22 protein-coding genes and 1 pseudogene are annotated in these 24518 nt (G+C 61.6%); 18 read left to right on the forward strand and 5 right to left on the reverse strand.

The genetic code is table 11. The features are described from left to right. Positions 1–8: 8 nt before the first annotated feature. On the forward strand, positions 9–764 hold the full coding sequence (locus IPI01_04800) for a class I SAM-dependent methyltransferase (protein MBK7257117.1): 756 nt from the start codon (positions 9–11) through the stop codon (positions 762–764). A 6-nt stretch (positions 765–770) separates the two neighbouring features. Here the strand turns inward: IPI01_04800 and IPI01_04805 are convergent, their stop codons facing one another. From IPI01_04805 to IPI01_04820, 4 genes are all read right to left on the reverse strand, one after another. Then, a complete protein-coding gene (locus IPI01_04805; protein ID MBK7257118.1) occupies positions 771–4577 on the reverse strand; it encodes a hypothetical protein in 3807 nt (1268 codons plus the stop codon). Next, a complete protein-coding gene (locus IPI01_04810) occupies positions 4538–5293 on the reverse strand; it encodes a DEAD/DEAH box helicase (protein ID MBK7257119.1) in 756 nt (251 codons plus the stop codon). Before IPI01_04810 ends, IPI01_04805 begins: the two co-directional genes overlap by 40 nt. A gap of 25 nt (positions 5294–5318) precedes the next feature. After that, complete coding sequence (locus tag IPI01_04815) at positions 5319–5915, reverse strand: carboxymuconolactone decarboxylase family protein (protein ID MBK7257120.1); 597 nt, start codon at positions 5913–5915, stop codon at positions 5319–5321. A gap of 105 nt (positions 5916–6020) precedes the next feature. Then, complete coding sequence (locus IPI01_04820; GenBank protein ID MBK7257121.1) at positions 6021–6563, reverse strand: peroxiredoxin; 543 nt, start codon at positions 6561–6563, stop codon at positions 6021–6023. A 226-nt stretch (positions 6564–6789) separates the two neighbouring features. Here IPI01_04820 and IPI01_04825 point away from each other — a divergent pair, with 226 nt between their 5' ends. From IPI01_04825 to IPI01_04845, 5 genes are all read left to right on the forward strand, one after another. Further along, the gene (locus tag IPI01_04825; protein ID MBK7257122.1) at positions 6790–7884 is read left to right on the forward strand and encodes an efflux RND transporter periplasmic adaptor subunit; all 1095 of its coding nucleotides are present in this window, start codon (positions 6790–6792) and stop codon (positions 7882–7884) included. Continuing rightward, positions 7881–9116 (forward strand): ABC transporter permease, encoded by a 1236-nt coding sequence (locus IPI01_04830; GenBank protein MBK7257123.1) that lies wholly within the window; start codon positions 7881–7883, stop codon positions 9114–9116. The genes IPI01_04825 and IPI01_04830 overlap by 4 nt, the downstream gene beginning before the upstream one ends. A 15-nt stretch (positions 9117–9131) precedes the next feature. After that, a complete protein-coding gene (locus tag IPI01_04835) occupies positions 9132–10373 on the forward strand; it encodes an ABC transporter permease (GenBank protein MBK7257124.1) in 1242 nt (413 codons plus the stop codon). Positions 10374–10666: 293 nt separating this feature from the next. Continuing rightward, entirely contained in the window at positions 10667–11188 is a 522-nt protein-coding gene (locus tag IPI01_04840; GenBank protein MBK7257125.1) for a thioredoxin family protein, read from the forward strand. Between the two features lie 72 nt (positions 11189–11260). Then, on the forward strand, positions 11261–11740 hold the full coding sequence (locus IPI01_04845; protein ID MBK7257126.1) for a TlpA family protein disulfide reductase: 480 nt from the start codon (positions 11261–11263) through the stop codon (positions 11738–11740). 146 nt (positions 11741–11886) lie between these two features. Here IPI01_04845 and IPI01_04850 read toward each other — a convergent pair whose 3' ends face one another. Further along, positions 11887–14265: an adenosylcobalamin-dependent ribonucleoside-diphosphate reductase gene (locus IPI01_04850; GenBank protein MBK7257127.1), complete on the reverse strand. Its 2379-nt coding sequence runs from the start codon at positions 14263–14265 to the stop codon at positions 11887–11889. Positions 14266–14723: 458 nt separating this feature from the next. Between IPI01_04850 and IPI01_04855 the strand changes: the two genes are divergently transcribed. The 12 genes and pseudogenes from IPI01_04855 (at position 14724) to IPI01_04910 (ending at position 24408) form a co-directional block, all read left to right on the forward strand. Continuing rightward, complete coding sequence (locus tag IPI01_04855) at positions 14724–15059, forward strand: AMP-binding protein (GenBank protein MBK7257128.1); 336 nt, start codon at positions 14724–14726, stop codon at positions 15057–15059. A 41-nt stretch (positions 15060–15100) separates the two neighbouring features. Then, entirely contained in the window at positions 15101–16540 is a 1440-nt protein-coding gene (locus IPI01_04860; protein ID MBK7257129.1) for a long-chain fatty acid--CoA ligase, read from the forward strand. 188 nt (positions 16541–16728) lie between these two features. Further along, the gene (gene ndhC / locus IPI01_04865; GenBank protein ID MBK7257130.1) at positions 16729–17082 is read left to right on the forward strand and encodes an NADH-quinone oxidoreductase subunit A; all 354 of its coding nucleotides are present in this window, start codon (positions 16729–16731) and stop codon (positions 17080–17082) included. Positions 17083–17156: 74 nt separating this feature from the next. Then, positions 17157–17747 carry an NADH-quinone oxidoreductase subunit B gene (locus IPI01_04870; protein ID MBK7257131.1) on the forward strand — a complete coding sequence of 197 codons (591 nt, stop codon included), beginning with the start codon at positions 17157–17159 and terminating at the stop codon, positions 17745–17747. Next, positions 17671–18153 (forward strand): NADH-quinone oxidoreductase subunit C, encoded by a 483-nt coding sequence (locus IPI01_04875; GenBank protein MBK7257132.1) that lies wholly within the window; start codon positions 17671–17673, stop codon positions 18151–18153. Before IPI01_04870 ends, IPI01_04875 begins: the two co-directional genes overlap by 77 nt. A gap of 143 nt (positions 18154–18296) precedes the next feature. Next, positions 18297–19451, forward strand: a complete 1155-nt coding sequence (nuoD, locus tag IPI01_04880) for an NADH dehydrogenase (quinone) subunit D (GenBank protein ID MBK7257133.1) — start codon at positions 18297–18299, stop codon at positions 19449–19451. 56 nt (positions 19452–19507) lie between these two features. Further along, a complete protein-coding gene (gene nuoE / locus IPI01_04885) occupies positions 19508–19993 on the forward strand; it encodes an NADH-quinone oxidoreductase subunit NuoE (protein ID MBK7257134.1) in 486 nt (161 codons plus the stop codon). A 1-nt stretch (position 19994) separates the two neighbouring features. Next, positions 19995–21244, forward strand: a pseudogene (nuoF, locus tag IPI01_04890) (NADH-quinone oxidoreductase subunit NuoF). Beyond that, positions 21241–21684, forward strand: a complete 444-nt coding sequence (dut, locus tag IPI01_04895; GenBank protein MBK7257135.1) for a dUTP diphosphatase — start codon at positions 21241–21243, stop codon at positions 21682–21684. The pseudogene nuoF and the gene dut overlap by 4 nt, the downstream one beginning before the upstream one ends. Positions 21685–21686: 2 nt before the next feature. Then, on the forward strand, positions 21687–22958 hold the full coding sequence (locus IPI01_04900) for an AI-2E family transporter (protein MBK7257136.1): 1272 nt from the start codon (positions 21687–21689) through the stop codon (positions 22956–22958). Further along, on the forward strand, positions 22955–23647 hold the full coding sequence (gene rsmI / locus IPI01_04905) for a 16S rRNA (cytidine(1402)-2'-O)-methyltransferase (GenBank protein MBK7257137.1): 693 nt from the start codon (positions 22955–22957) through the stop codon (positions 23645–23647). Before IPI01_04900 ends, rsmI begins: the two co-directional genes overlap by 4 nt. Then, positions 23644–24408: a TSUP family transporter gene (locus tag IPI01_04910; GenBank protein ID MBK7257138.1), complete on the forward strand. Its 765-nt coding sequence runs from the start codon at positions 23644–23646 to the stop codon at positions 24406–24408. The genes rsmI and IPI01_04910 overlap by 4 nt, the downstream gene beginning before the upstream one ends. Positions 24409–24518: the final 110 nt, after the last annotated feature.

The raw sequence follows: 24518 nt of genomic DNA on the forward strand, positions 1-24518 counted from the left end.
CGGCCGCTATGGAAGCGGGATACACAGCGCTGTGCGGGATCTATGACCGGTGGCAAACGCTGCACGGTCCGGAATTCACGTCGGTCATCCTCCCCCGGTTGCTCGCCTCGGTTGCTCGCCACGTCCCACCGGCACGCATCCACTGCGATGTCGCCTGTGGCACCGGGACACTTGTCCTCGAACTGGCGAAACGCGGTTGGGCCGCGAGTGGCTCCGATGCCTCGGCAGGCATGATCGCTGAGGCACGGAAGAAGGCTGCGGCCGCGGGTGCAGCGGTGACATTCGACGTGCAGGACATGCGGGACTTCACGCTGGCGACCCCGGCCGGCCTCATCACCTCATGCTTCGATTCCGTCAACCATCTTCTCACGTTGCGCGACCTGAAGGCCTTTTGCGTATCAGCGTCGCGTGCACTTCTTCCCGGGGGGCTCCTCGCATTCGACACGAACACCGAGCGGTGTTACCGGAAACTCTGGCACGGACCGATCACCGAGACGCACCCGGAGTTCATCCTTGAATTGAAGAATGGCTATGCCCCGTCGCGGCGGCGTGCGCATTCGGCAGTGACGGTCCGCTATCCGGAGGCCAGGGGGGGAAGGATCGAAACGGAGCGTGTTGAGGAACGGTGCTTTACGCGGAAGGAAATGCTGACCGCACTGCGGGCTGCAGGATTGACGCCTCTGGAAGTGCACGATTTTGCATTCAGCTTCGCCCCGGAGTTCGGAAAACTCAAGACCTGGTGGGTTGCGCGCAAGGCGCAGTGAACTCCCTCAGGCAAACCCCTCGTACCGGTACGTCTGTCCCGCGTCGCGCACAAATCCCAGTTCTGCGAGAAGTCCGGCGAGGGCATCCGTTCCTGGCGTGGTGCCGTTGCAGGAGCGCACATGGATCTGCCGGAAGGGCCGGATCTCCGACGGCCGTTTCGTCAATGCCATCAGCGAGCGCAGCGCCTCCATCAGCATCTCTCCATCGGCGTCGGGTGCGCTGAAGAGCCGCTCGCCGTTCAGCTCAGCGAGGAGCACGGGCGTTCCACCCGCGAACACGCAGTAGGTTGAGGGGGTGCGGACATTCCGGGCGCCTGCGAAAGGCAGGTCGATGCCGTTGCCGTACGGGTTCGCCGGATCGCAGGCATTGAGCATGACGATCCGCGATCCCGGGGCTTCTCCGCGGACACGCCTGATCCGGTCGACCGCTTCGGGTACGGCGAACTGCATTCCCGAAAGCCCTTCCACGAAATACCCCCTCCTGATCTCGCCGCGCATCTCACGGCGCTGCAACTCTCCGATCAGTTCCGGCCAGAGCGCGATCTCATCCCGCCGGCAGAACTCCCGGGCAAGAACGCCATGCCGTGCGAGGAGCACATCCACGCGCCGTGCGGCGCGTTCCGCCGGATCCAGAGCGGGGCCCAGCACGGCGGGAAGGTGGAGGATCGACCAGCGGCCGCTCCAGCCGGGCACATCGCGCAACGCCTTGCGTGCATGCTGAACGATCGGGGCAAAACGGCGACGCGAATGCGGCCCGATCACCTGCACCGGCTCGACCGGTTCCTTGCCATCCGATCGGGTTGCACGCTTGAGTGCCAGGATCTCCGGGAGATCGTCATTGGTGATCAGCCGCGACCAGAAGAGCTCGGCGAGGGCGGCGTTGAGCGCAGCGAGGGTGAGTCCGGAACCATTGCGGATATCCTGCAGGAACGACGCACCGTTCTCTTTCAGGAAGCGGTAGACGCGCCCAGGTGCCTCGTTCAAGTTCTCCAGCAATGAGGGATCGGAGGGCTCGAGGAACACGGCCCCCTCTCCACGTCGGAATACGCGCAGCTTTCCGGGACCATCGCCGCACCAGACGAACCCCGGCAGCGCAGGGAGCGCGGGCGCGTCCGGGTGCGGATGCTTCGCGCGATACGCCGGAAGCACGTGCATCTCCCAGTACTCCGCCGGAAGCGAAAGCCCGGCAAGATGGTCCAATGTGAGCTCGAGTGCATGCACCGGGTCCGCTGACGCCGGGGGCTGGACCGCGCCATGCCATTCGATAGCGAAACGGGTGAATTCGGGAAGGGTACAGGGATGGATCTCCTTCCTGAGAAGGATGATCGAACGCCTGTGGATGGTCTCCAGGTTCGGCCTGTAGCACCATTCCTGTTCCGCCGTTCGCCCTTCCGGCGCAGGGCGGAACCGCCCTTTCACCATGGAACGGTCGTTCGTCCAGCGTGTCGTTGCGCGGTGGATGCGGTCTTCGGAAAAGCCATAGCGCCGTGCCAGCTCCGATGTGCTGACGGGCCCGTGGTGCTCCACGAACCTGCGAAGTATTGCCGCCGAGGCTTCGTCGTCCGTGATCCGGGCGTACTGTGCGCTGTTCTCCCCGGCGATCCAGAGTGGCGTTGGAGTACTGTCCGTCCGCGCCGCACGCCCGTTGCCGGCGAGTATTTCGAGCATCGCCCGCGCATCTCCCTCCACGCGTTCAGCGACCTCTTCTTCTGAAAGATCGCCGAGCCGCACGAGCAGTTCCATCAATTCTTCTGGCGTGCGGGCCCGGTATCCTTCCCGTGCGTGCTGCAGTGCCGATTCCACATCAGCGATCGCTTCGGGCTTGATCAGCGAGCCCACCGCCTCGATGTCGACCACCGATGCAAGCAGTTCACGGTTGAGGGTGAGGTACTGGCTCTGGCGGTCCTGCCGGGGCTGGTCCCATTCATACATGTACACGGCGATGAAATCGAACAGGAGTCCTGCCGCGAAGGGCGAGGGGAATTCGGTGTGCACGGTGGAAACCGTCAGAGAGCCATCCACGAGCCGCCGCAGGAGCTCCCGGAACCGCGGAAAGTCCAGCACGTCGTTCAACACTTCGCGTACCGTCTCGATCACGATCGGGAAATCTTCGAACTGCCGGACCGCATGGAGCAGATCGGTCGCACGGAGCCGCTGGAGCCACAAAGGGGTGCGTTTGCCCGGCATGGCGCGCGGCATCAGCAAGGCCCGGCCGGCATTCTGCCGGAACTGGCCCCCGAACAGCGGGGCATGGAGGATCTCGTCGAGGACGAACTGCTCCACGTCTTCCGGGACGAGCCCCGCAAAGAGATCGACCGGGATCTCGTCGGCGTCGTGGCACCGGAGCAGGATGCCATCGTCGTTGTACAGCATCTGCGGTTCGACGCCCGTGCGGGTTGCCATGACATGGGCCAGGTACAGGCCAAGAAGTCCGTTCACCCGTCGGCCGAAGCAGCAATGCACAACGACGCGCGGGTCGCCCACTTCATCGCGGAATGATTCAATGATGAGGTGACGGTCCGTCGGCAGGCAGCCGGTGGCCTCCTTCTGGCGTCGGGCGTATTCGAGCACGTTCCACGCGCCGCGGGGGTCGACGGGGTACTCTTTCTGGATCCAGGGAAGGGCGCCTGCCGTGTCGACCCGTGCCTCCAATTCGCGCCGGAACGCACCGATCTCGCTTCCCAGTTCAAAACTTCTGCCGATCCCTTCGCCACGCCAGAACGGCATCCTCGCGGGCTGGCCCGGCGCAGGCGACACGATGATGCGGTTCGCGTCGATGTCCATGACGCGCCACACACTTGAACCGAGAAGGAACGTGTCACCCGTGCGGCTCTCATACACGAACTCCTCATCGACCTCGCCGACCCGTGTGCGTCCATCCTCCAGGTACACACCGAAATAGCCACGGTCCGCGATCGTGCCGCCGCTCGTCGTCGCGAGATGGCGCGTTCCGGGCAGCGCTGCGAGCATATTGTTCACGCGATCCCAGGAGATCCGTGGCCGGAGGTCTCGAAACGCTTCGTGAGCGAAGCGCCCCGCGAGCATGTCCAGGACCCGCATGTACAGATCACGTGAAAGCGTGTGGTAGCATGCCGAGCGGCGGACAACGCTGAACAATCTGTCCACAGGCCACGGCTCCACAGCGACCATGGCGATGATCTGTTGTGCAAGGACATCCAGCGAGTTCTGCGGGATCGTTGTGATCTCCACCTCATGCTCTGCCATTGCTCTGGCCACGACCATGGATTCCACCAGGTCTTCGCGGTGGCTGGCGTAGATGCGTCCCTTGCTCGTTGCGCTCACGAGGTGACCGGACCGGCCCACCCTCTGCAACCCACGGGCGATCCCGTGTGGCGACTGCAGTTGGATGACCAGGTCCACGGTCCCGATGTCGATACCGAGTTCCAGTGCGGAGGTGGACACCAGTGCGCGGAGTTCACCGGCCTTGAGCTTCTGCTCCATTTCCTCGCGGGCCTCGCGCGACATGCTGCCGTGGTACGCCTGGACGAGTTGGGGGATGTCCGCCACGGGCTGCGGGGCATGGTCCGGATCGGACCAAGCGGTGGACCGGGGAACATTGTAGAGTTGCGTCACCGGGCCGGGAACCTCCGTCAGCCGCTCGTTCAGGGCGGCGGCCACGCGTTCCGCGAGACGGCGGTTGTTCACGAAGATGAGCGTCGTCCGGTGCGACCGGATGTCCTCCATGATCTCATCAAAGACCAGCGGCCACACGCTGTCCTGCGGTAACAGAGAAAAGTCATCCGGTGCGCAGATCACCTGCAGGTCCATCTCTTTGCGCCTGCCTGCATCCACGATCGTGACCGGGCGTGGGAGAGAGCCTTCCGTGCTCCCGGGTCGGGCGCGAACCCTCCGAGGAATTCCGCGATGCGTTCGAGCGGCCGCTGCGTTGCCGAGAGTCCCACGCGCACCAATTCCTGGTCCGCGATCTCCTGGAGCCGTTCGAGGGAAAGCGACAGGTGGACGCCCCGCTTGTTCCCGCACACGGCGTGGATCTCGTCCACGATCACGTACTGGAGTGTGCGGAAGATCATGCGGGTCACCGGGGACGTCAGCATCAGGTAGAGCGATTCCGGCGTCGTGATCAGGATATGCGGTGGATCGGTGGCGATGGCGCGGCGCTGCTGCGTCGACGTGTCCCCGGTGCGCACTGCCGTGCGGATCGGCGGCAGGGCGATGCCTTCCTCCAGCGCTTCTTTTCTGATGCCTGCGAGCGGGGCTTCGAGGTTACGCGCAATATCGTTGTTGAGGGCTTTCAGCGGTGAAACGTAGAGAATGCGGATGCCGGGAGCGAGCGGGGCGTCGAGCAGTTGTTCGACGACGTGATTGATGGCCCAGAGGAATGATGCGAGGGTCTTACCGGACCCGGTCGGGGCGAGGATGAGGGTGTTCTCGCCTGCGGCAATAGGGGGCCATCCGAGCCGCTGCGGCGGACTCGGGTCACCATAGGCGCGCCGGAACCATCGGCGCACCAGGGGGTGAAATGCTTCCAGCGGATCGTCCTGTGCCATGGCTCAGGACTTTCCGCCGGAGGCTTCAGATCGTTGCAGGCGGTGCGGCGTGCAGAGCCACGCACAGTCCGCGGACCACAGCACCAAGGCGGATCGCATCGAAAATGAGCTCCGGAGTGCCCCCCTCGTTGCGGACGGCGATCTCGTGGCTGTTGACGCAGGACTGGCAACCGTTGACGGCACTGACGACGAGGGAGGTGAGCTCAAAGAACATCTTGCTGAGCACCGGCCGCGCCATGATCGTCATTTTGATCCCGGCCTGCATGGTCTCATACTGCTTGTTGTCGGTGAAGTGACGGAACCGGTAGAACACGTTGAGCGTCGCCAGAAGGGAGGCGATCGCATAGGCTTCGGCGACCTCGGCATCTGTGGCGCCTTCATTCTTCGCCGAAGCGGAGAAGGATGCCGCAAGATCCGCGGCGCGTTCGTTGGCGGCCACGGCGAGGGCGATGAGATACGCCTGCTTCTTTCCACCGAGATTGACCGATCCGATCGTGTTCTTCAGATTGATGCGAAGGTCACGGATATACTTGTGGTCTCCCGCTACGAAGGCGGTCAACGCGGGGTACGATGCATCTGCCAGGCCAAGGTCGGCCAGCAGGTCTGTACGGGTCTCTTCCATGGGTGCCATTCTGGTTCAGGACAGTTGCCGGTCGCACGGCCGGAGAACAGGTCCGTCCCCGCTTTGTCTGCGGGGGGGGGACGGATCGGTGTTCGTGCTCATGGATCAGGGGTGAAGGACTTCTTCGCCCTTCTGCCAGTTGCAGGGGCAGAGCTCATCGGTCTGGAGCGCGTCCAGAACGCGGATCGTCTCGTCCACGTTGCGTCCGACGTCCAGGTCATTGATATTGACCCAGCGGATGATCCCTTCCGGATCCACGATGAAGGTCGCGCGCAGTGCGACCTGTTCCGGGCCGGTGAGGATCCCGAGGGCCGTGGTCAGGGTCTTGGCATGATCGGCGACCATCGGGAATTTCAGATCCTTCAGGTCCGCATGGCTGTTCCGCCATGCGAGATGAACATTCCTGGTATCGGTACTGCCGCCGACGAGGACCGCATCGCGATCACGGAACTCGGAGAACTTCTCATTGAATCCCTTTATCTCGGTCGGGCAGACGAAGGTAAAATCCTTCGGCCAGAAGAAGATGACAAGCCACTTCTTCTGCTTCTGGATCTCGGAGTAGGAAACGGATGAGAATTCCTTCCCCTTCTCGCGGGAAACGCACGCATCGAGGTTGAAGTCAGGGAACTGCTGTCCAACGGTGATCATGGATGTCTCACATTGGTGATTGGTACAGGGATGGTGGAATTGGTGTCCCGATTATAGCGGATTTTCCAGCTGGAAGCAAGCCAACCGCGGAGGGACCCCCCATATGGGTCTGTAACACAAAAACCCGCCCTGGAGTTCTACGAAACCGCAACCGGAGGCGCTTTTTGCCCGTACAAGGAGGGGTAGTTACCGATCCCTTTTCCTGCGTTTCCCCGGAGGTTTGCACATGAAGAGATCCCGTCTGATCATGGGTGGAGTTGTCGTCGTTGCCCTGGCAGGAGCGGCCTACCTGGTTTTCGGGCGTTCCAACAGTGAGGCCGATGGAGGCCCGGTACGGATCAAAGTCACCCGCGACAATATCGTCGATAAGGCCCTTGCCGTCGGCACCATCGAGCCGGAGAATGAGATCTCCGTGAAATCGAAGGTGTCGGGGGTGGTCAGCCGTATCTTCGCCGATGCGGGAGCATTCGTCAAGGCCGGGCAGCCTCTGCTGGAGGTGAAACCGGATCCGACGCCGCTGGAGCTGGCAGATGCCAAACGGCAGGTCCAGCTCCGCGAGGTGGAGATGGTGAATTTGACCAAAGAGAAGGTCCGGCAGGAATCGCTGAAGAAGAAAGAGCTTTCTTCCGACAGGGAGTACGAAGAGTTCGAGCGCAAGTTCAACGAGGCCCAGCTGCAGTTGAAGATCTCCCGCGAGCGCCTGGCGCTGTTCGAAAGCGGGAAGGTGACCATCGAAAATACCCACATCGAGTCCATCATCAAGGCTCCCATCGATGGCTACGTCCTGAGCAAGACGGTTGAGGTCGGTGATCCCGTCACCCCCCTGACCTCCTATCAGGAAGGCACCGTGTTGATGAAGATGGCGAACATGGAGCGGCTGGTGTTCAAGGGTTCTGTGGACGAGATCGATGTCGGCCGGTTGCGCGAGGGGATGGAGGCGGAACTGAAGATCGGTGCCCTGCCGCTGGCGAAGATCGCCGGGACACTCTCCAAGATCTCCCTCAAGGCCGAGAAGAAGGAAGCTGCCACCGTGTTCCCGATCGAGGTCACCGTTCCGCGGGGGAGCAATGCCACCCTCCGTGCGGGTTTTTCGGCGAATGCCAATATCTTCATCCAGCGCAAGGACAGCGTGCTCACGATCCCCGAGCGGTGTGTGACGTTCCGCAACGATTCAGCATTCGTCAAGATCCCGGCCGGCACGTCCGGCGAAGAAGAGCGGCAGATCACGACCGGGTTGAGCGATGCGATCAGGATCGAAGTGTTGTCGGGCCTGGCGCTCGGCCAGGAGATCCTCGAGAAACCGGTGAAGAAGATCGAATGAGCGGCGTGCTCAATACGCTCCGGGAGTTCATCCGCGATCTGCGTGCACAGAAGCTCCGCACCGCGCTCACCGTGTTCGGCATCATCTGGGGCACCGTGGCGATCGTGGTCCTTCTTGCCTTTGGCATGGGTTTCAAGAAGCAGCTCTCGATCAATATGCACGGCATCGGCGAATCCGTCGCGATCCTCTGGCCGGGCAGGACGACGAAGCCGTGGCAGGGATTTGGTGTCGACCGCCCCATCCCGTTGCGGGAAGAGGATGTGCGCCTGATCATGACGCAGGTCCCGGATGTGAAGGAGATCAGTCCGGAGTACATGCGGAACGAGACCTCCGTCCGCGTGGGTGAGAATATCATCAATCCGGCGATCTCCGGCATCATTCCCGTCTACGCCAATATCCGGAACATCATCGCGGCGCCCGGCGGGCGTTTCATCAACGACCTCGATGTCAAGGAGCGCCGGCGCGTGACCATGCTGGGCGACGAGACCGCCCGGCTGCTGTTCGGTGAGACCGACCCGATCGGCAGATTGGTGTACGTCGGCGCTGTGCCGTTCACCGTGATCGGCGTGATGCAGAAGAAGATCCAGAATTCATCGTACAACAGGCGTGATGCGGACCGGGTCTTCATCCCTTCCACGACCTTTGCCGCGGTGTTCGGGGAGTCGGGGCTGAGCAATATCGTCCTCACCACGAAGGACCCGATGCGTTCGGAAGCCACGATGGAGGACGTTCGCGCGGTGCTGGGGCGCAAGTACAAGTTCGACCCGGCGGACAAGGATGCCGTGTTCATCTGGAACACGGCGGAGATGGAGGAGTTCCTGTTCGTGTTCTTTCTCGCGTTCAACATCTTCATGGGGATCATCGGCAGCTTCACGCTCGCGGTCGGCGGATTGGGTGTTGCCAACATCATGTATATCGTGGTCCAGGAACGGACCAGGGAGATCGGGATCAAACGGGCGGTGGGGGCGAGGAAGCGGGACATCATCATGCAGTTCTTCATGGAAACGATGTTCATCATCCTGCTGGGCTCCTCGGTCGGGTTCGTGATCGCCTACGGCATTACCCAGGCGCTCCAGCAGATCCCGATCCGTGAGTTCGTTGGGGCTCCCGAGATCTCCATCGAGGTGGCGCTCGTCACTGCGGCGGTCCTTGCGGTCGTCGGCCTTCTGGCCGGGCTCATGCCCGCACGCCGCGCCGCCAATCTCACGATCGTCGACTGTCTGCGCACCTGAGAGGACCGGAACATCATGTGGCGTGAATTGTTCAACGATTTTCTCCAGGACCTGAACTCGCAGCGGACGCGGGCATTCCTGACCATCATGGCGATGACGTGGGGGACGATCGCCGTGGTCCTGCTCCTCTCGTTCGGTGAGGGCCTCGGCACGCAGATGCTGAATGGTCTGATGAACGCCGGGAACCAGATCATGATCCTCTACGGCGGTGAGACCGGTATGGCGTATGACGGGGTCCCGAAGGGGAGGCGCATCCGGCTCAGCGAAGAGGATGCACCGTTGCTGCTCGCGGCCATTCCCTCGATCGCCGAGGTCACCGCGCAGTACCGGGCCGGCGTCCGCCTCGCTGTCGGGAAGAACTCCACGAACACGGAATGTGAGGGGGTCGACCCTGCGTTTGAAGAAATGCGCCGGATGTATCCGGCGGCCGGCGGGCGATTCCTGAACGACAGGGATGTGGCCGGCCAGCGGCGTGTTCTCGTCCTGGGCGATGAGATCGCCAGAGACCTCTTTGGCACCCAGGACCCGGTCGGACAGACCGTGATGCTGGAGCGGGTGCCGTTCACGGTGATCGGCATCATCCAGAACAAGATCCAGACGAGTATGAACAACGGTCCGGACAGCCGTCGGGCCATCATGCCGAACTCGACCATGCGCACCATGTTCGGGTGGCAGTATGTGAATTCTCTCGTGGTGCGGCCCGGCGACCCGGCACGCCAGGAGGAAGTGAAGAAGGAGATCTTCCGGGTGCTGGCGCGGAAATATCATTTCCACCCTGATGATGAACGAACCCTGTTCATCTGGGATTTCATTGAAGGCGAAAAGATGAGCCGGAAGATCGGCACGGGCGTGGCGATGTTCCTCTTTGGCGTCGGGTTCCTTACCCTGCTCATCGCCGGCGTCGGCGTCGCCAACGTGATGTACGTGGTGGTGAAGGAGCGGACGCGCGAGATCGGCATCCGGCTGGCCGTCGGCGCCCGGCGCCGTCACATCCATGCGCAGTTCATCTTTGAAGCCCTCCTTCTTGCCGTGATCGGCGGGGCCCTCGGCATGTTCATATCCTGGGGTGTCATCGCCATCGTACAGCTCCTCCCTTCGGATGATGGGGCGATGCGATTCCTGGGCAAACCGATCCTCTCCGTGGGAACGATGCTGTTGACGGGTGGGGTCCTCATGGTCATCGGATTGCTGGCAGGTTACTTCCCGGCGCGCCGGGCAGCTGCCGTGGATCCGGTAGAGAGCCTCCGTTACGAATAGCGGCGTTTCCGCATGGAGGGGCGGTGCATGCACCGCCCCTACAATCGATATGGCCGCCATCACGACGCATTCCGCCACCGGTCCGGCGCTGGTCACCCCACATTCGCCACCGGTCCGGCAGTGGTCACCCCGCACTCCGCTTCCCGACCGGGTTGCATCATGTCCCCTCCCTTCGTACATTTCATGATGTGCTCTGATCAGGGCCGGTGCGTCCGGAATGCCGGGCCTTGTGGGTTGATGGCGCACGAAAGGGACGAGTCGAATACAGTGGATGGTCAATGAGGAGAGATGCGATGAAGCAGGGGCTTGCGTTGGTGGTGCTTGCGTTGTGCGTGGTGGTGTGGACCGGCTCCCTCCGGGCACAGGGGTCCGGCAAGGGTGTGAAGGCCGCGGCGGTGGAGAAGTTCGACCCCGCGCGGGATCCCGAGGCCGACGTGAAGGTCGCGATGGGTGAAGCGAAGCGTACCGGGAAACGGATCCTCCTGGACGTCGGCGGCGAGTGGTGCATCTGGTGCCACAGGCTCGACACGCTGTTCATGAAGAACCCCGATCTGGCGGACCAGTTGCACCAGGGCTTCGTGGTCGTCAAAGTGCACTATAGCCCCCAGCAGAAGAACGAGCGATTCCTCTCGGGGTTCCCGAAGATCTCCGGCTACCCCCACCTGTTCGTCCTGGACGAGAACGGCATGCTCCTGCACTCGCAGAACACCGGCGAACTCGAGTCGGGCAAGGGCTATGATACGGGTAAGGTTGTGGCGTTCATGGATTCCTGGGGAAAACCATACGTGAAAAAACTGGGCAAGGAACGCCGGTAGTCGTATCAGTGTTCATACGGTACAGGTCGCACGGGTCGTCCATTCAACAGTCATTATCCTGATGAGGTGTCCATGAAACTGTTCCATATCCTTGCTTCCGCAGTCCTGCTCCTGGGCTTCACCGCCGGCATTGCTCTCGCCGCCGATCCCGCGCCGAACTTCACACTGAAGACGGCCGACGGGAAGACCGTTGAGCTGAAGCAGCTCCAGGGAAAGGTCGTGATCGTGAATTTCTGGGCGACGTGGTGCGGTCCGTGCCGCCGTGAGATCCCGGGCATGATGAAGGTCTATGACAAGTACAAGGCGAAGGGTGTTGAGATCGTCGGCATTTCCCTCGACCGCGGGGGGTGGGACGATGTGAAGCCGTGGCTGGCGAAGAACCCGATCAACTATCCCATCGTGATCGGTGACGGTGCGCTCGCGGATCTGTACGGCGGGATCGAAGGGATCCCGACGACGTTCGTCGTGGACCGGAAGGGGAACATCCTGAGCAAGCACGTCGGGTCGGTGACGGAGCAGGAGTTCGAGAAGTTGGTGAAGGGCGCGTTGTGATGCAAGGGAGAAGGACGTAGGGAGCAGGAGAAGGGAACGGGGGCAGGGCCTGCATAGGGAAAAGGGCAAGAGAGATTCCGCTTCTCTTGCCCTTTTCGTATTTCACGGCACTGCTTCTTTCTTCGCTCTTCTCTCGTACAGCCCCTTCAGCACTTCGACCATCCGCACTGGTAGCACACCACGCACCCGCTCACATGTTCCACCGTGCTGCCGCATTCGGGGCAGGTGGAGCGTGTGACGGTCGTGTTCGCGTGGACCGGTGCATGCACATGTGCCGGTGACGGCGGGGTGGCCTGCACGGATGAAGGTTGCACGATGCGTCCCGCCACGATCGCATCACGTTCCTCGAGATAGCGCTCCAGCACCTTGCCGATGGCATCGGGCGTCGACATGATCATGCCGCCCTGGCCGTCCCACACCGGCGACGGTCCGGAGATGCCTTTGAGCTGCTTCACGACCTCACGTGCTTCGATGCCTGAACGGAGGGCGAGCGAGATCAGGCGCGAAATCGCTTCGCTCTGTGCTGCCGCATTCCCGCCCGCCTTGCCGATGGTCGTGAACACTTCGCACATCCCGTTCTCATCCTCGTTCACCGTCACGTAGAGGTAGCCTTCGCCGGTCTTCACCCGTTCCGTGACGCCGTGGGTGCGGTTCGGGCGCTGGCGGGGTCCCTTCACCACGGGATGGGGTGCCGCGGCCCGTGCCGCTTCCTGCGCGGCCTGCTTCTTCACATACTCTTCGGTCTGCAGGATGCCTTCGCGGCTTCCTTCGCGGTACACCGTGATGCCCTTCAACCCTGCCTTGTATGCCGTCATGTAGATATCCCCGACGGTCTCCACGGAGACATCTTCGGCGAGGTTCACGGTCGAGGAGATGCTGCTGTCCACATAGCGCTGGATCACGCCCTGCATCTTCACCCGGAAATACGGGTCGATGTCGTGGGCGGTCACGACGAAATCGGGCAGGCTCACATCATCGCCGAAGAGCTTCTTCACCAGCGGATGATAGACCTTATATTCGGTGAAGGTCTCGCCGTCGTGATTCTTCACGCGGCGGCGGTAGCTCGTGCAGAACACCGGCTCGATACCGGAACTGGTCTGCGCCACGATGGAGCCGGTCCCGACGGGCGGGACGGTCAGCACGGTGCTGTTCCGGATGCCGTACTTCTTGATATCGGCCTGGATGTCGGCCGGGAGGCCCTGGATGAACTTGCTGCGTGAGAACCCTTCCCACTGGAAGAGCGGGAAGGCGCCCTTTTCCCGGGCCAGGGCGATGGAGGTGCGATACGCCTCGTCGCGGATGACACGCATGATACGGTCCGTTTCATCCAGGGCCGCCTGCGAATCGTAGCGGATCTTCATCAGAATGAGCGCATCGGCGAGGCCGGTGATACCGAGCCCGATACGGCGGTCGGACGCCACGGCTTTCTTGATCTTGTCCAGCGCGTGGTTGTCCATGTTGTATTCGATGATGTCGTCCATGAAGCGCGTTGCCACGCGGGCCACCTCGGCGAGGCGCTCATAGTCGAACTGTCCTGAAGCATCCACGAACTTGCTGAGGTTGATGTTCCCCAGATTGCATGCCGTGTAGGCGGCGAGAGGCTGCTCGCCGCACGGGTTGGTACTGACCAGCGGGTTCGCGTACTCCACATTGTGATGATCCCGCATCGTATCCCAGAAGATGATGCCGGGTTCCGCCGAGGCATGGGCGTTCTTCACGATCTTGAACCAGAGCTCGCGCGCGTTGATCGTGCGGTAGACCTTGCCGTTCCAGCGCAGCTCGAAGGGGCGGTCGTTGCTGACGGCGTCCATGAATTCATGGGTGATGAGGACGCTGATGTTCGCATACTGGACGCGTGTGCGCCGTGCGTCGTTCTTGATCGTGATGAAGTGCTCGATATCGGGATGGTCGACACGCATCGTGAGCATGAGGGCGCCGCGGCGGCCTGCCTGCGACACCGTGTTCGTGCTTTCGCTGAACAGGTTCATGAACGCGGTCGCGCCGGGAGAATGATCGATCGTTGCGTTCACCTGGGCCCCCTCGGGCCGCAGCATGGAGAGGTCCACACCCACACCACCACCGGTCCTGTAGACCATGGCGGATTCACTCAGGGCGCGATAGATACCTTCGAGGCTGTCCTCTTCGATCGGGATCACATAGCAGTTCGACAGGGTGGGGCGGCGGCGTGCATCTTCGCGTCCGGCACCATGCATCACGCGTCCGCCCGGCACGAACGTGAAGTCGAACAGGATCTCGAGGAACCGTTTGTGCCATTCATCTTTGTTCGTCTGTTCGACCGATGCAACGGCGCGTGCGATGCGGTCCCACAGATGCATCGGCCCCTGCTCGGAGGGTGCAAGGTACTTCGACCGGAGGACATCCGCTGCCAGCTCGTTCTCGCCGTAATAGTCGCGGCAATCAAGGGCGAGGTCCATGACGGATTCGTTCATCGGAAATGCGGGGGGGATCGGAGAAGCATAGCGGGTTGTCTGGGCGGAACCGGTCATCGTTTCCTTGCGTGCCATGTAAAGGACTCCCTGAACGTATGCGAGAATCAAGAACAATCAACCACATCCGTCCTGGATGCGGAACGGAGAAGCATGAGCTCGATGTCAACAACAGGTGATTCGCCGGCCTGTAGTGGTGTCTGTAGCTGGAATGGAAACCTCTGCTGACATTCCGAAGACCCGAGGATCCGGCACTGATGGCGATCTCAAAAAGGCCTGTAATAGCTTACACTTCCAGTAATCAATTTCAGCATTGCTTGAGACTGGCGGAAAAAATATACGAGCATGTGGGAGAGAAGTCAAGTTAATATTTGCGTCTTTCGTCACATGACTTTACATCATTCATGCGCTGGTCACATTTGACCACACCGCGATCCGCTCTCACGAAGATGATCCCGCCGCCTTGCATTTGTAACATGCCTGCCCTATTATGGGGTGCCTAACCCCCTCTCCTCCACACAAGCAGGAATCCCCTCATGGCAGTTGCGGTCGAGTTCCGTACGATCCCGGAGTTGTTCCAGAGGCTGACTGCGAAGTTCGCTGGTGAAACGCGCCCCGTTGTGCGGTATAAGTCAGAGGGCTCGTACAAAGGGATCAGCTACAGTGACCTGCATGCGCGCGTGGAAACATTCGCGAACGGATTGGCGGCGCTCGGCGTCGAACGCGGCGACCGTGTCGCGATCGTGTCCGAGAACCGGCCGGAATGGATCATCGCCGATCAGGCGATCGTCGCGCTCGGGGCGGTGGATGTGCCGCTGTACCCCACGATGACCTCGAAACAGATCGAGTTCATCTTCAATGATGCGGGGTGAAGCTCGCCATCGTCTCCAACCAGTTCCAGCTCAACAAAGTGATGCGCGCCTATCCGGAGATCAAGACCCTCGAGAAGGTGATCCTCATCGTCGAGAAGGGGCCGATCCCCGAACCGGATACCGTGGGCTGGACCTCCGTCATGGAGGAAGGCGCCCGGTACCGGGCCGACCATCCGGAGATGCTGGAAAAGAGCATTGCGAAGGTGAAGCCCGACGACCTGCTGACCATCATCTATACATCGGGCACCACAGGGGTCCCGAAGGGCGTCATGCTCACCCACAACAACCTGGTGAGCAATGTCATCAGCTCTGCGCAGGTGATCGATTTCGGCCCGGCCGATACGATGTTGTCATTCCTCCCATTGAGCCACACCTTCGAGCGGATGGCCGGGTACTATACGGCATTGGCCTGTGGGGCGACCATCGCCTATGCCGAGAGCGTGGATACCGTGCGCGACAATATGCTGGAAGTGAATCCCACGATCATCACGACGGTCCCACGGCTCTTCGAACGCATCTATAGCAGGGTGATCAAGCAGGTGGACGCCGGCTCGCCTCTTAAGAAGAGGATCTTTTACTGGGGGATCGACGTCGGTCATCGCTATGCGCGCGCCGTGCGTGCGGGGTCGGTGCCGCTCTTCCTCCGGCTCCAGCGCGCGATCGCCAACGCTCTCGTGTATTCCAAACTGCGCGAGCGCACCGGCGGCAAGATGCGCTTCTTTGTGTCCGGCGGTGCGGCGCTCGGCAAGGAGTTCGGGGAGTTCTTCGAGGCTGTCGGCCTGGCGATCATCGAGGGATACGGCCTTACCGAGAGCTCACCGGTCATCTCCGTGAACCAGATCAACCGCTATAAGTTCGGAACTGTCGGCCACGCCATCCCGGGTGTGGAGGTGAAGATCGCCGGGGACGGTGAGATCCTGGCCCGCGGGCCGAACATCATGAAGGGCTACTATAATAATGAGGAAGCGACCCGCCAGGCGATCGACGAGGACGGCTGGCTGCACACCGGCGATATCGGCCTCATCGACTCCGAGGGATTCATCCACATCACTGACAGGAAGAAGCATCTCTTCGTGAGCTCGGGGGGCAAGAACATCGCTCCCCAGCCGATCGAGAACCTCTTCCTTTCGAGCAAGTACATCGAGCAGTTCATGCTCATCGGCGACAGGCGGATGTTCCTGACGGCGCTGATCGTGCCGGATTTCGACTCCTTGAAGGAATACGCCGATTCCCGCAATATCCCGTATACCTCCATTGCCGACCTGGTGAAGGATCCGTCCATCAATGACCTGATCGACACCGAGATCAACGATATCCAGAAAGACATGGCGAACTACGAACGCGTGCGGCGGTTCACCCTCCTGGAAAAGCAATTCTCCATCGAGGAAGGGGAATTGACCCCCACCCAGAAGGTGCGGAGGAAGGTGATCGAAGAACGGTATGGCCATCTGATCGATAATATGTACGAAGGGATCAGCTAAGAGCCGGTCCCGGGCATCATACGTTGCCCGGGGTATGGAACTACATCATCCGGGGGGATCGTTGGATCCTGTAGGGAGCGGTGTTCCCGGAGGGGCAATGGTCCCCCCGATTCGTTGACATTCGTGGCCGTTTTCGGTACATTTCGTACCTAAAGGCGTGTTTTCTCCCCGAACGCGTGGCTGGAGCAATGGAACAATACATTCCGATAGCGATCATGATCCTCATCGGCGTCGTTGCCGGGGTCGTGTTCGCCAACATCAACCGGTTTCTCGGCCCCCGCAAACCGACAGAAGAGAAACTCTCCACCTATGAGAGCGGCATGGAGCCGGTCCGCACGGCCCGCGAACGCTTCTCGGTCAAGTTCTACCTGGTGGCCATGCTGTTCATCGTCTTCGATATCGAGATCGTGTTCATGTACCCCTGGGCGGTCGTCTTCCGCCAGCTCGCCCCCGCAGGCATCATCGGGATGATGTTCTTCCTCGTGATCCTGGTGATCGGGCTGATCTATGAGTGGAGAAAGGGAGGGATGGACTGGCGATGAAAGCCAGGCAATTGATGGATCGACGATTGTCAATGGAAGATTGACAATCGTGAGAGGGAAGGGAAGGTGGAGCGATGGGTATAGACAATCTGCAGGGTGAAGGGTTCCTGACCACGACACTGGATCAGGTGATCGCATGGGCGCGGAAGAATTCCCTGTGGCCGATGCCGATGGGGATCTCCTGCTGCGCCATCGAAATGATGGCCACGGCGTCGCCGCGGTTCGATATTTCCCGGTTCGGCTCCGAGGTCATGCGGTTCACACCCCGCCAATGCGACGTGATGATCGTCGCCGGCACGGTGACCTACAAGATGTCCACGGTGGTGCGCAAGATCTACGACCAGATGCCGGAACCCAAGTGGGTGATCTCCATGGGAGCGTGTGCCTCCTCCGGCGGCATGTTCCGTTCCTATTCCGTCGTGCAGGGGATCGACCAGTTCATCCCGGTCGACGTGTTCGTGGCAGGCTGCCCGCCGCGCCCCGAAGCCCTGTTGAACGCGCTCATGGAATTGCAGAAGAAGGTGCAGCGCGAACAGACGGGCGACAGAGTGCACGCAATGAAAAGATCTTCATCCCGGAATCCGCGTCATGACCCAGGCCGTGCTCGACCGTCTCAAGGAACTCTGTCCGGATGCCATCGCCGGTACATCGGAGTTCCGTGGTGAACTCACGATCATCGTTCACGCGTCCGGGTTGCTGACCGTCTGCAATGTGCTCAAGTCCGACCCGGCATTCGCGGTGGACATGGCCATCGACATCACGGCGGTGGACCGTTTCCGGGCGGAGCAGCGGTTCGAGGTGGTCTATCACCTCTACTCTCTGACGCACAAACGCTATGTGCGGCTGCGTGTGCCCGTCGATGCGGACCCGCCGGTCGTGGACAGCGTCACCGGCATCTGGGCGTCGGCGAACTGGCACGAGCGTGAAACGTTCGACATGTTCGGCATCACGTTCAAGGGGCATCCCGACCTGCGCCGGATGTACATGCCCGAGGAGTTCGAGCATTTCCCCCTGCGCAAGGATTTCCCGACCATGGGGATACCCGACTCTCTGCCACTGCCCCGGCGTTGACAGGGGACCGTCACCTGAATCACGACCATCGGAAATCATCCGTGCCAGCAAAATCATCACACGAACCACGCCGCAGCCAGATCCTGGCAGCGCTGGAAGATCAGGATACTGCGGTCCTTCTTGACGACCCGCTCGATAATACGATGATCCTGAATATGGGTCCGCAGCACCCTGCGACCCATGGCGTGCTCCGGCTGCTCATCAAGCTGGATGGGGAGACGGTGCTCGCTGCCGTTCCGGAACTCGGCTATCTGCACCGCGGCTACGAGAAGATCGCGGAAGGCTCCACGTATCACGAGTTCATCCCGCACACCGACCGCCTGGATTACCTCTCGCCGCTGTCGAACAACGTTGCGTATGTGCTGGCGGTCGAGAAACTCGCCGGCATCGAGGCTCCCCGCCGCGCCCAGTTCATCCGTGTGCTGGTGTGCGAGATGGCGCGCATTGCCTCGCACCTCGTCGGCGTGGGCAGTATGGCGATGGATGTGGGTGCGCTCACGATCCTTCTCTGGGCCTTCCGCGAGCGTGAGAAGTTGCTGGACATCTACGACGTCCTCTGCGGCGCACGGTTCACCACAAGCTACGCCCGCATCGGTGGCCTCCAGCAGGACTGGGTGCCGCAGTGCACCACGATGCTCCGCACGTATCTGGACCATATGGAGACCGACCTCAAGGAGGTCGAAGCACTCCTCCAGCGCAACAAGATCTTCGTCGACCGCTGCGAGAATGTCGGGTACATCTCTCCGGCGGATGCGATCGCCTGGGGCGTGACCGGCCCGGTGCTCCGTGCCGCGGGTGTTCCGCGTGACCTTCGCCGCGACCAGCCGTACCTTGTGTACCCCGAGCTCGACTTCAACGTCATCACGCTCACCGAGAGCGATGCGCTGGCGCGGTTCTATGTGCGCCTCGCGGAGATCCGTGAAAGCGCGAAGATCCTCCGGCAGGCGCTGGATGCACTCCCCGAGGGCCCGTACAATCTGTTCGAGACCAAGAAGGTGCTGCCCGGGAAGGAACGCACCTATACGAAGATGGAGGAGCTGATCCACGACTTCATGCTCATCAATATGGGCATCAATCCTCCGGTCGGCGAGGTCTACCAGGCGATCGAGTCGTCGAAAGGCGAGTTGGGGTTCTACATCGTTTCGGATGGCACGGGCCATCCCTGGAGGATGAAGATCCGTTCCCCCTCGACCTGCAACCTCTCGGCACTCCCGATCATGCTGAAAGGCGGCATGATCTCTGATATCGTCGCAGTGATCGGCAGTCTGGATCCTGTGATGGGTGAAGCAGATAAATAAGACACGCAGGGGGCGGCACATGCCGCCCTGCCTGTGCACCCCACAGCAAAGGCCCTATGAGCGAGACACACGCGGCACGTTTGTCGGAGGAGAATCTCCGGCGCATCGACGAACTGAAGAAGCGCTACCCCCATCCCCAGGCAGTGGTCCTCGAGGCCCTGTGGATGTGGCAGGGTGAGCACGGCTGGATCTCGGAAGACGGGATGCGGTACATCGCACGCCTTCTGAGCATCCCGGACCATCACGTGTTTGGCGTGGTGTCGTTCTACACCATGTTCAACCGCCAGCCGGTCGGCCGCCACAAGATCGAAGTGTGCACGAACGTTTCCTGTATGCTCCGCAACAGCGAACGGATCCTCACGCACATCGAGAACCGCCTGGCCATCAAGGTGGGCGAAACCACCCCGGACCGGCGCTTCACGCTCGTGGAGGCGGAATGCCTCGGCTCCTGCGGCACCGCACCGGCGATGCAGATCGGCGACAGGTACTATGAGAATCTGGATCCGCAGAAGGTGGATGTCATCCTGGAGGGACTGAAATAGCATGGAACCCCTCATCCTCCCTCCGATCCCCGACCTGCACACGATCGAAGTGTATGAAGCCCACGGCGGCTACGCCCAGCTTCGCGCCGCGTTGGGCAAGACCCCTGAAGCCATCACCGACGAGGTGAAGCGCTCCAACCTTCGCGGCGCGGCGGCGCCTGTTTCCCGACAGGCCTGAAGTGGACGTTCATGCCCAAGGATTCGCCGAAGCCGAAGTATCTGTGCATCAACGGGGATGAGAGCGAGCCGGGCACCTTCAAGGACCGCCAGATCTTCGAATGCAATCCGCATCTGCTCATTGAAGGCGCTATGATCGCCTGCTATGCGATGGGCATCACCACTGCGTACATCTATATCCGCGGCGAGTACAAGCACTGGATCGACCTCCTGCAGAAGGCGGTCGACCAGGCATATGCCAAAGGGTACATCGGCGCGAACATCATGGGCTCGGGCTTCAGCACGAACCTGTATCTGCATCGCGGCGCCGGCGCCTACATCTGCGGCGAGGAATCGTCGCTGATGAATTCCCTCGAGGGGCAGCGCGGGTATCCGCGCGTGAAGCCGCCCTTTCCGGCACAGAACGGACTCTGGGGTTGCCCGACGACGATCAACAACGTCGAGACCATCGCCAATGTGCCCGTCGTCCTCCGCCTCGGGGCCGAAGCCTATGCGAAGATCGGTTCACCGAAACATCCTGGCCCGATCCTCGTGGGCGTGAGCGGACACGTGAACAAGCCGGGTGTGTACGAGATGCCGACCGGCGTGCCGATCCTCGACATCATCAATAACTATGCGGGTGGCGTTCCGGGTGGCAAGAAGATCAAAGCCATCATCCCGGGTGGCTCCTCCACGATGATCCTGCGCGGCGAGAACATCGAAGGCGTCTGTATGGATGCCGACAGCCTCAAGGCCGCCGGGTCGTCCGTCGGTACCGCCGGATTGATCGTCATGGATGAGGACACGGACCTCGTGCCGGTGCTTGCGCGCATCGCACATTTCTATCACCATGAATCCTGCGGCCAGTGCACGCCGTGCCGCGAGGGGACCGGTTGGATGGAGAAGATCCTCCACCGCTTTGCGCACAACGATGCGGCCGGGGCGGACATGGACCTGCTGCTGAACGTTGCGAACAACATCGAGGGGAACACGATCTGTGCCCTCGGTGATGCCGCAGCCTGGCCGGTGCAGAGCTTCCTCAAACGCTTCCCCGAGGAGTTCGAAAAACACCTGCGGGTCCGGGCAGGCGCATGAAGATAGCGATCACACGCCTCTCTCCCGCCACGCACGATGTGCCGCTGCCGGGCTATGCCACCGAAGGCTCGGCGGGCATGGATATCCGCGCCGCGGTCGACGCCCCCATGACCGTTGCGCCGGGTGAGACGGTGCTCGTGCCCACGGGATTTGCGATCGCCGTCCCCCCGGGGTTTGAAGCACAGGTCAGGCCACGCAGCGGACTCGCCATCAAGCACGGTATCGGGGTGCTCAACTCTCCCGGAACCATCGACTCCGATTACCGCGGTGAGGTCAGGATCATCCTCAGCAATTTCGGCAAAGCACCGTTCGTGATCCAGCGCGGAGAACGTATCGCCCAGATGGTGATCGCGCCGTTCGTGCGTGCCGAATGGGAAGAGCGGGATTCGCTGGAGGACACGCAGCGCGGTGCAGGTGGTTTCGGTCATACAGGGAGGTGAGCATGCCACGTCGTCGGAACCCGGCGCCCGTCAGGTCCGTGCGGAGCGAACCACCCCCGGTCCAGCCACCGCCACCCCCTGAACCTGCCGTACCCGTCCGGCCCGAGACTCTCTTTCACATTCTCGCGCTTCTCGCCCTCGTCGCGGTCGCACTCACGGTATCCTCGATCCTGTCTCCTTTCGTCCTCCTTGCGGGAGCGGTCTTCCTTCTCTTGCCCTATCGCGACCACGAGTTCGTCCGCCGCTCGCTCATCCTTGCAGCGCTGCTCGTCGGACTCTGGGCGTTCAACACACTGTTCGGCATCCTGGCGCCGTTCCTGTTCGCGTATCTCCTCGCATACATCTTCGATCCGCTCGTGGGACGGTTGGCGAAACGGGGGATCCCGCGCTGGGCCGGGAGCGCCGGTATCGTCCTGGTCTTCGTCGGCATCATCGCGTCGGTCGTGATCTTCGTTCTCCCGCTGGTGGTCGTGCAATTCGAAGGGATCCTGTCGGGTGTGCGCGTGCTCCTTGTCCAGGCGGACGATTGGCTGGAGTCCGGTGCGATCGTTGACTTGCTCGGCAGATTCGGCATCCAGGCCTCCAGCGTGCAGGAACTGATGCAGACGCAACTCGTTCCGCGCGTCGAAGGTATCATGACCGGGCTGGTGGAAGGGATGCTCGGCCTTGTCACCAGCGTCACCTCTGTGGCGCTGCATATCATCAACGCGGTCATCATACCCTTTGTGGTCTTCTACCTTCTCAAGGATTTCCCCGCGATCTCCGCCCGGTTCTACCGGTCATTCCCCGCACGGCGGCAGGATCGTGTGCGTTCGGTGATGGGCCGCATCGACGGTGTCCTGGGTGCGTATTTCCGCGGAGCGGCGATCGTTGCGGTCATCCAGGGTGCCCTCTCGGCGACGGTCCTCTCGCTGATGGGCGTGCACTATGCCCTCGTCCTCGGCCTGATGACCGCGGTACTCAATTTCATCCCGTACGTCGGTCTGGTCATCAGCCTCGTCGTTGCCTCCATGGTCGCGCTGTTCAGCGGCGAACCCGTACTCACCAAGGTCGTCGGCGTCATCATCCTGTACATCTCCCAGAAGCTGCTGGAAGCCACGGTCCTGGGTCCGAAGATCATCGGGCCGCAGGTGGGCCTGCATCCCGTTGTGCTGATCCTCTGCCTGATGGTGTTCGGCTACTTCCTCGGGTTCGTGGGATTGCTGATCGCCGTGCCCGCCACGGCGCTGCTCCTGCTGGCGTGGGAAACGGTGGAGAAGGGCCGGGCGGCATGAACGGCATCCTGTCTCTGGTCGCGACACCGATCGGGAATCCGGACGACATGACCGTCCGGGGACTGAAGGTCCTGCGCGAGGCCGACCTCATTGTCTGTGAAGAACGGCGGGAAGGGGAGCGTCTGTTGCGGCGTCTGGAGATCAGCAAACCGCTCGAGATGCTCAACGAACACAACGAAGCCGCTGCGACACAAACGATCATCGAGTTGCTGTGCGCCGGCAAGAATGTTGCGGTCATCTCAGATTGTGGCACGCCGGTCTTTTCCGATCCCGGACAAATGCTCGTCCGCCGTGCCGTGGAACAACAGATCCGGGTCGTGCCGGTCCCGGGTGCATCGTCCCTGATGCCCGCCCTCACCGTTTCCGGCTTTGCCATCGATCAGTTCCTGTATTATGGATGGCTCTCGCCGAAGAAGGAACGCCGGCGTGTCGAATTGCGCCAGCTCCTGCAGGAGCAACGCACCATCGTGATCATGGAAACGCCATACCGGCTCTCTTCGCTGCTGCGTGACCTCGCCGAGACGTTCGGGGAGACGCGGCGGTGCTGCCTCGCGTTCAACCTCACCATGCCGGATGAACAGATCTTTCATGCCACGGCGGCCGGGCTCTATCGTCAGCTCGGCAGCAAGGATATGAAGGGCGAGTTCGTCGTCGTCGTGGACGGCAAGAAGCTCGACCGGCGCCGATGACCTTCGACGTCGCCCTCTGGATGTACCCGGTGCTGTTCGCAGGTGCGTTCCTTGCGGGGTGGATCGACGCCATCGCCGGCGGCGGAGGGTTGGTGACGGTGCCGATGTTGCTCGCCATCGGTGTGCCCCCACCGATGGTGCTGGGCACGAACAAATTCCAGGCGAGCTTCGGCAGCTTCACCGCGGCGCGGCACTTCGTCCGCTCGGAGGTCGTGAGCCTCCCTGATGCCCTCCCCGGGATCATCTGGACATTCGTGGGGAGCGCGGCGGGCACCTTCGCTGTGCAACAGGTCGATCCTGCGGCACTCAACGTGATCATTCCGTTCCTGCTTCTCGCCATCGCGGTCCTGATGCTCGTCTCGCCCGATCTCGGCAGTGCCGCACGGCGGGCCCGCATGACCCGCAACGCATTCTCCGTGGTGTTCGGCCTCCTCCTGGGATCCTACGACGGCTTCTTCGGACCGGGGGTTGGGACGTTCTGGGCGATCGCGTTCGTGCTCGGCCTGGGCTTCGACCTGCGAAAGGCCACGGGATACACGAAGGTCATGAACTTCACGAGCAATATCATTTCGTTCATCGTCTTCGCTGTTGGTGGCTACGTCCTGTGGCTGCCGGGTATCGTTATGGCGGCGGGACAGATCACCGGGGCACGTTTGGGTTCCGGTATGGTGGTGAAGCGGGGGACCCGTTTCATCCGGCCGGTGTTCATTACGATCATCATCCTCACGACCCTCAAACTCCTCTCTTCGCGGCTGCTCTAGAGCCGCACGAAGGCTCTCGCCAGGGCGCTGCGGCGCCGTTTCTGGCAGATCACGTTTTCTTCTTCGTTTGGGCCTTCGCGCCGTTGTGGGAGCGAAAGAGAGGTTTTTTT

Source organism: Ignavibacteriota bacterium, from assembly GCA_016707525.1.
Lineage (GTDB): Bacteria > Bacteroidota > Ignavibacteria > UBA10030 > UBA6906 > JAGDMK01.

Coding starts and splice junctions, on each gene's coding strand:
- IPI01_04800 (MBK7257117.1), top strand. CDS start 9: ATGGAAGCGGGATACACAGCGCTGTGCGGGATCTATGACCGGTGGCAA.
- IPI01_04810 (MBK7257119.1), bottom strand. CDS start 5,293: ATGGCACAGGACGATCCGCTGGAAGCATTTCACCCCCTGGTGCGCCGA.
- IPI01_04815 (MBK7257120.1), bottom strand. CDS start 5,915: ATGGAAGAGACCCGTACAGACCTGCTGGCCGACCTTGGCCTGGCAGAT.
- IPI01_04820 (MBK7257121.1), bottom strand. CDS start 6,563: ATGATCACCGTTGGACAGCAGTTCCCTGACTTCAACCTCGATGCGTGC.
- IPI01_04825 (MBK7257122.1), top strand. CDS start 6,790: ATGAAGAGATCCCGTCTGATCATGGGTGGAGTTGTCGTCGTTGCCCTG.
- IPI01_04830 (MBK7257123.1), top strand. CDS start 7,881: ATGAGCGGCGTGCTCAATACGCTCCGGGAGTTCATCCGCGATCTGCGT.
- IPI01_04835 (MBK7257124.1), top strand. CDS start 9,132: ATGTGGCGTGAATTGTTCAACGATTTTCTCCAGGACCTGAACTCGCAG.
- IPI01_04840 (MBK7257125.1), top strand. CDS start 10,667: ATGAAGCAGGGGCTTGCGTTGGTGGTGCTTGCGTTGTGCGTGGTGGTG.
- IPI01_04845 (MBK7257126.1), top strand. CDS start 11,261: ATGAAACTGTTCCATATCCTTGCTTCCGCAGTCCTGCTCCTGGGCTTC.
- IPI01_04850 (MBK7257127.1), bottom strand. CDS start 14,265: ATGGCACGCAAGGAAACGATGACCGGTTCCGCCCAGACAACCCGCTAT.
- IPI01_04855 (MBK7257128.1), top strand. CDS start 14,724: ATGGCAGTTGCGGTCGAGTTCCGTACGATCCCGGAGTTGTTCCAGAGG.
- IPI01_04860 (MBK7257129.1), top strand. CDS start 15,101: ATGCGCGCCTATCCGGAGATCAAGACCCTCGAGAAGGTGATCCTCATC.
- ndhC (MBK7257130.1), top strand. CDS start 16,729: ATGGAACAATACATTCCGATAGCGATCATGATCCTCATCGGCGTCGTT.
- IPI01_04870 (MBK7257131.1), top strand. CDS start 17,157: ATGGGTATAGACAATCTGCAGGGTGAAGGGTTCCTGACCACGACACTG.
- IPI01_04875 (MBK7257132.1), top strand. CDS start 17,671: ATGACCCAGGCCGTGCTCGACCGTCTCAAGGAACTCTGTCCGGATGCC.
- nuoD (MBK7257133.1), top strand. CDS start 18,297: ATGATCCTGAATATGGGTCCGCAGCACCCTGCGACCCATGGCGTGCTC.
- nuoE (MBK7257134.1), top strand. CDS start 19,508: ATGAGCGAGACACACGCGGCACGTTTGTCGGAGGAGAATCTCCGGCGC.
- dut (MBK7257135.1), top strand. CDS start 21,241: ATGAAGATAGCGATCACACGCCTCTCTCCCGCCACGCACGATGTGCCG.
- IPI01_04900 (MBK7257136.1), top strand. CDS start 21,687: ATGCCACGTCGTCGGAACCCGGCGCCCGTCAGGTCCGTGCGGAGCGAA.
- rsmI (MBK7257137.1), top strand. CDS start 22,955: ATGAACGGCATCCTGTCTCTGGTCGCGACACCGATCGGGAATCCGGAC.
- IPI01_04910 (MBK7257138.1), top strand. CDS start 23,644: ATGACCTTCGACGTCGCCCTCTGGATGTACCCGGTGCTGTTCGCAGGT.